4 protein-coding genes are annotated in these 4,964 nt (G+C 76.9%); 1 reads left to right on the forward strand and 3 read right to left on the reverse strand.

Translation table 11 applies throughout. From position 1 onward, the window contains the following. Nucleotides 1–266: 266 nt before the first annotated feature. Nucleotides 267–821 carry an NUDIX hydrolase gene (locus AB6N23_RS17235; RefSeq protein ID WP_412867200.1) on the reverse strand — a complete coding sequence of 185 codons (555 nt, stop codon included), beginning with the start codon at nt 819–821 and terminating at the stop codon, nt 267–269. A gap of 203 nt (nt 822–1,024) precedes the next feature. On the opposite strand from AB6N23_RS17235, the gene AB6N23_RS17240 reads away from it, so the two are divergent. Beyond that, complete coding sequence (locus tag AB6N23_RS17240) at nt 1,025–2,494, forward strand: CCA tRNA nucleotidyltransferase (protein WP_412867203.1); 1,470 nt, start codon at nt 1,025–1,027, stop codon at nt 2,492–2,494. A gap of 38 nt (nt 2,495–2,532) precedes the next feature. On the opposite strand, the gene AB6N23_RS17245 is transcribed toward AB6N23_RS17240, so the two are convergent. Together AB6N23_RS17245 and AB6N23_RS17250 are read right to left on the reverse strand one after the other, a co-directional pair. Next, entirely contained in the window at nt 2,533–4,260 is a 1,728-nt protein-coding gene (locus AB6N23_RS17245) for a SpoIIE family protein phosphatase (protein ID WP_412867201.1), read from the reverse strand. Beyond that, the coding region (locus AB6N23_RS17250) for an MFS transporter (protein ID WP_412867202.1) at nt 4,257–4,964 on the reverse strand (708 nt) is incomplete at its 5' end. The genes AB6N23_RS17250 and AB6N23_RS17245, both read right to left, overlap by 4 nt.

A 4,964-nucleotide genomic window follows, 5' to 3' on the forward strand; every position in this document is an offset into this window, starting at 1 on the left:
TGCGGACGTACCTCGTGCTCACGGGGTCGACGCGCGCGAGCGACGTCGAGCGCTTCCCGTTCCGGCCCACCGCCGTGGGGGGGGGGGGGGGGGGCCGCCGGGGGGGGGGGGGGGGGGGGGGGGGGGGGACGACGTCGGCTCCGGCGTGCCGGCGGCGCGGGCGTCCGCGGCGGTCGGCACCAGCAGCCCGACGACGCCCGCGAGCAGCCCGGCCAGCACCAGCAGCGCGAGCAGCGCGGGCGGGGTGCGACGGCGGGCGGGTGCGCTCATGCGTCGTCGGTGAGGACCACGAGGGCCGTGCCGGCGAGCCGGCGCTCGTTCGGGTACGCGAGGCGCGCGGACAGGTCGGCGACGCGCACCCACTCGACGTCCTCGGCCTCGCCGTCGGGGTCGTTCTCGACCGTGAGGTCGCCGTGCACGGCGCCGAGCAGGAAGTGGTGCACGACCTTGTGCACGCGCCGGTCGTCGCCGGAGAACCAGTAGTCGATGACGCCGAGCCGCCGCAGGACCCGGCCGGTGATGCCCGTCTCCTCGGCGATCTCGCGGACCGCGGCCTCCTCGGGCGTCTCGTCGCCCTCGAGGTGGCCCTTCGGCAGGCACCACTCGAGCCGTCCGGCCCGGTTGCGCCGCGCGATGACGGCCGCCTCGTACTCGCCGTGCCGGCGCGTCACGACGAGGCCGCCGGCCGACGTCTCGTCCACCACCGGCACCGGCACGGGATGCGGGCGGGGGGCGAGCCGGGCGGGGTCGATGCGGAGGGGGTGGCCGCCGGGCGGCGCCGGCACACGCCCGGGGACGGGCGGATGGGCGGCGGCGGACATGCCGACACTGTAACGAGTCCTCCCCTCCTGTCCCGTGTCGTCCTGCCCGGTCACCCGGTCGTCGCCCGGCGGCGCGCGGCGCCGGACGCGACCTCTGGCACCCTGGTGCGGTGCCGCGCGAGACCGACGACCGACCGTCCCCCTCCCAGCAGCAGCCCTCCGTCGTCCAGCTCCAGCGCCGCGCGATCGACGTGCTGACGCGCATGGCGCCGGACGCCGGGCCGCTCGGGGAGGCGTTCCGCACGGCCGGGCACGAGCTCGCGCTCGTCGGCGGGCCCGTCCGCGACGCGTTCCTCGGCCGCGCGAGCAACGACCTCGACTTCGCCACGTCGGCGACGCCGGACGACGCCGAGCCGCTGCTGGCGGCGTGGGGCGACGCGCACTGGGACGTCGGCCGCGAGTTCGGCACGGTCGGCGCGCGCCGGTTCGCGGGCCGGCGCGGCGCCGGGTCGGCCGACGTCGTCGTCGAGGTGACGACGTACCGCACCGACGAGTACGACGCGTCGTCCCGCAAGCCCGTCGTCGCGTTCGGCGACACCCTCGAGGGCGACCTGTCCCGCCGGGACTTCACGGTCAACGCGATGGCGGTGCGCGTGCCGGACCTCGTCTTCGTCGACCCGTTCGACGGCCTCGGCGACCTGGCGCGCCGCGTGCTGCGCACGCCCGTCGACCCGCGGCAGTCGTTCGACGACGACCCGCTGCGCATGATGCGCGCGGCGAGGTTCGTCGCCCAGCTCGGCTTCACGCTCGACGACGCCGCCCGCGCGGCCGTCGTCGACATGGCGGAGCGCATCACGATCGTCTCGGCGGAGCGCGTCCGCGACGAGCTGGTCAAGCTGCTGCTCGCGCCGCACGCGCGCGCCGGCCTCGAGCTGCTCGTCGACACGGGCCTCGCCGAGCACGTCCTGCCGGAGCTGCCCGCCCTGCGGCTCGACATCGACGAGCACCACCGCCACAAGAACGTCTACGAGCACTCCCTGATGGTGCTCGAGAAGGCGATCGCGCTGGAGACCGGGCCCGACGGCGCCGTCCCCGGCCCGGACCTCGTGCTGCGCCTCGCCGCGCTGCTGCACGACATCGGCAAGCCGCGCACCCGCCGGTTCGAGCCCGACGGCGGCGTCAGCTTCCACCACCACGAGGTCGTCGGCGCCAAGATGGTCGCCAAGCGGCTCAAGGCGCTGCGGTTCGACAAGCAGACCGTGCAGGACGTCGCCCGCCTCACCGAGCTGCACCTGCGGTTCCACGGGTACGGCGAGGGCGAGTGGACCGACTCCGCGGTGCGCCGGTACGTCACGGACGCCGGGCCGCTGCTCGAGCGCCTGCACCGCCTCACGCGCTCCGACTCGACGACGCGCAACACGCGCAAGGCCGCGCGCCTGTCCGCCGCGTACGACGACCTGGAGAGCCGCATCGCCCGTCTGCGCGAGCAGGAGGAGCTCGCCGCGATCCGGCCCGACCTCGACGGCACGCAGATCATGGCCGCGCTCGGCGTCGGTCCCGGTCGCGACGTCGGCGAGGCGTACCGGTTCCTGCTCGAGCTGCGCATGGACCGCGGGCCGCTCGGCGAGGACGCGGCGCGCGCGGAGCTGCTGCGGTGGTGGGCGGACCGGCAGGGGTCGGATCCGCAGGGGCCGGTTCCCCAGGGGCCGGGTCCGCAGGGGTCCGCGGGCTGAGGCCCCGGGCGTCGCGGACGCGTCGGGAGTCGCCGGCGTCAGGCGTCGCGGACGACGAGGAGGCAGACGTCGTCCTCCTGGTGCCGGCCGACGAGCCCGGCGACGAGCGCGTCGCGGACCTGCTCCGCCGACGCACCCGGCGGGGTCGCCGCCAGCGCGTCCCGGAGCTCGGCGATGCCGTCGCGCAGCGTGCGGTCGCGGCGCTCGACGAGCCCGTCGCTGTAGAGGACGAGCGTCGCGCCGCGCGGGAACGTCGCGGACGCCTCCGAGCCGCGGCCCGGTCCGGCGAGCCCGACGGGCGTGGTGCTGCCGCCGGTGAGCTCGACGACCTCGCCGTCCGGCAGCCGGACGAGGCCCGGCGGGTGGCCGGCGGTCGCCCAGGTCAGGTGCGCGCCGGCGTCCGTGCGCTCCCAGCGCACCTGGACGCACGTCGCCAGGTCGGCCAGCTCCAGGCCGCGGACCAGCTCGTCGAGCCGCGCGAGGGCCGTGCCCGGCGCGTCGCCCCGCCACACGGCGGCGCGCAGCAGGGACCGCAGCTGGCCCATCGACGCGGCGGCGCGCAGGTCGTGCCCCACGACGTCCCCGACGGCCAGGCTGACGGCGCCGTCGGGCAGGGCGAACGCGTCGAACCAGTCGCCGCCGACCTCGGCGCGCCGGCCCGACGGCAGGTAGGACGCCGCGACGTCGAGGTTCGCCACGTCGCCGAGCACGGGCAGCAGGCTGTGCTGCAGCGTCAGCGCGGCGTCCCGCTCCGCCAGGTACAGGCGCACGTTCTCGAGGACGACGCCCGCGCGGCTGCTCAGGTGCGCGGCGGTGACGACGGCCTCGCGGTCGAACCCGTCCTGGCGGTCGCTGACCAGGCAGAGCACGCCGATCACGCGGGAGCGCGCCCGCAGCGGCACGAGCAGCGCCGACCCGAGCCGCAGCGTGCGCAGGAGCTCGAGCTGGCGGGGCGTCGTGCGGGTCGGCAGGGAGTCCACGTCGACGGGCAGGGCGTCCGCGACCGCGTCCGGCGCGGACGACAGTGCGGCGCGCAGCCGCGGCGACTGCAGCAGCCACTCGGGGCTCTCGTGCGCGAGCTCCTCCGCCGCCCAGGCGGTGCCCGGGTCGGTGGACACGACGTGCAGCCGCTCGAACCGGCCGCGCTCGTTCGTGACGACGACGAACCCCCACGTCGCCATCCGGGGCACGACGATCTCGGCGAGCGCGTCGACGGCGTGCTCGTACTCGAGGTGCCGGGTGAGCTCGTCGGTGACCTCGGCCAGCAGGGCGAGGCGCTCGCCGGTGCGTCGCGCGAGGGACAGCTCGACGTCGCGCGCCGCCTCGCCCGCCGCCCGTGCGGTGACGTCCACCTGCACGCCGACCCGGTGCGTGACGCGTCCCGCGTCGTCGCGCAGGTGGGTGACGACGAGCTGGTTCCAGAACTCCGAGCCGTCCTTGCGCGCGTTGAGCAGGAGCGCGACGTGGTCCTCCCCTGCGTCGAGGGCCGCCCGCAGGCGCGCGACGGCGGCGGGGTCGGTGCGCGGCGTCTGCAGGAACCGGCAGTTGCGCCCCTGCACCTCGTGCGGCGCGTAGCCCGTCAGGCGGGTGAAGGCGGCGTTCGACCAGACGACCGGCTCGTCGGGCTGCGACGGGTCGCTGACGACCATGGCGAGGGTCTGGTCGACGAGGACGCGGCGCGCGAGCTCGCCCGTGAGGACGTCCTCGAGCAGGGCGGGCGGCGGGCTGCCGGGCGCGCTCGCGCGGCCGCCGTCGGACCCGGTCACGTGGCCGCCGCCTGGCGGGCCGGCCCCGGGACGTCCGCCGGCTCGTGCGGCGCCGCCGCGTACACCGCCGCACCGAGCGCGTACACGACGGCGAGCGCCACGAACACGGGCCGGGACCAGCCGGTGTCCGGCAGCGTCACCGCGGCGAGCGCGGCCGCACCGACGAACGCGGCGTTGTACAGGACGTCGTACAGCGAGAACGCCCGCCCGCGGTACGCGTCGACGGTGTCGCGCTGCACGATGGTGTCCACCGCGATCTTCGCGCCCTGCGCCGCGAGGCCCAGCGCGAGCCCGCCCGCGAGCACGGCCCACCGCTCGACCGTCACGGCCAGCAGCAGCTGGCTCACCACCGCGAGCCCCAGGCACAGCACGATCCAGCGGTGCGGCCCGGTGCGCGGGCTCAGCACGGGCGTCAGGACGACGGCGAGCGCGAACCCGACGCCGCTCGCGACCAGCACGGACGCGAAGGTCCGCAGGCCCGCGTCGACGTCCGCCGGGTCGGACAGCAGGTTGCGCGAGATGAGGATGCTCGCGATGAAGACCGCGCCGTAGCAGAACCGGTGCAGCGCCATGATGCCGAGCGCCTGCGCGGGCGTCCGGCGGGCGACGAGCCACCGCGCGCCGGCGACCAGGCCCCGCGCGAGCTCGCCCAGCGCGGCGCGCACGTCCGCGCGGTCGGCGCGCTCGTCGGGGCCGAGCTGCTC

The sequence above is a fragment of the Cellulomonas pasadenensis genome (genome assembly GCF_047229365.1).
GTDB lineage: Bacteria > Actinomycetota > Actinomycetes > Actinomycetales > Cellulomonadaceae > Cellulomonas.